The organism is Campylobacter sp. BCW_4332, from assembly GCF_001763175.1.
Taxonomy (GTDB): domain Bacteria; phylum Campylobacterota; class Campylobacteria; order Campylobacterales; family Campylobacteraceae; genus Campylobacter_D; species Campylobacter_D jejuni.
The window spans coordinates 1-1165 of record NZ_MJYF01000054.1 but is presented as its reverse complement, the minus strand read 5'-3'; the positions used below and the strand labels follow the sequence as shown (position 1 = coordinate 1165).

At 26.1% G+C, this 1165-nt stretch carries 2 pseudogenes; both read left to right on the top strand.

The window, feature by feature from the left end:
• Nucleotides 1-843, top strand: a pseudogene (locus AJN64_RS06050) (motility associated factor glycosyltransferase family protein); the annotation flags it as partial.
• Nucleotides 843-1165, top strand: a pseudogene (locus tag AJN64_RS06045) (motility associated factor glycosyltransferase family protein); the annotation flags it as partial. The pseudogenes AJN64_RS06050 and AJN64_RS06045, both read left to right, overlap by 1 nt.

Genomic DNA, 1165 nt, shown 5'->3' with positions numbered 1-1165 from the left:
TACCAACGCTTCAATCTTAATGACTTTGGCTATATTGATACAGGTACTCATGTGAGTCATTTTTCTTATACTTTAGCTTTGGCTTTAGGATTTAAAAATATTATCATGATAGGGCAAGATTTAGCTTTTGATGAAAAAGGAAATTCACACTCAAAAGGTTTTGATTTTGGGGAGAAATTTAGCGGTGAAGAAAATATAGACAAACTTAAAGTCCCCGCCTATGCAGGTAAAGGTGAAGTTTTAACTCATATAACTTGGAATGATTATCGCATAAAACTTGAATATCTTTTTGCTTGCAACAGTAAAGAAACTAAATTTTACAATGCCACTGAAGGTGGAGCAAGGATTAATTTTACAGAAGAACTTTCCTTTAAAGAATGTTGTGAAAAATTCCTTACAAAAGAAAAACCTAAATTTGAACTTCCAAAAAGTTTAACTAAAAATAGAAGTGACAAACTCCTAGTTAAATTCAAAGAAAAAATACAAAAAGATCAAGATAATGCTAAAAGATTTTTAAATGATGCTTTAGCTTTAAAACAAATTTTAGAAAATATACTCAGTAAAGATTTTATTTTACCTTTGGAATTTTTAGAAAAAGTTTATCAAAATATAGAAAATTTTAATCACTCTTTAGATGAAGATGAGTTTATACAGGATGGTATTTTAAAAGCAGTGATTTATGAACGAGGACTTAGGATAAGCTTAGTTTATAAAGAAAATATTTTAGATCATGCTAGTTTCATCAGTGCTTATATCAAGGCTTATTATGAATGGTTGTTTTATTTTATAGAAAAGTTAGAACAAAGAATAAATATTATCATCAATTCTTTTAAGGAAACCTAATGACCATACTAGAAAAAAACATACAAGCTTTATTAAGTGGAGTAAATGAACCCTTAGGAAATAAACTTTTAAATTTCATACAAAATAAAACTTGTTCTCGTTTTAATATAGATGAAAATTTAAATATCTATGATAAAACTCATAATGTTTTTATGTATGAAAATTTAGAAGAAGAATTAAATTTTTTCTATCAAAGTATTTTAGAAAAAACTCCTAGATATCCTTTTATATGTATTTATGGTATAGGCAATGCTTTACTGATTAAAAATTTAGCTAAACACTATAAACATCTTTTTGTATTTGAAAGCGAAATAGAACTTTT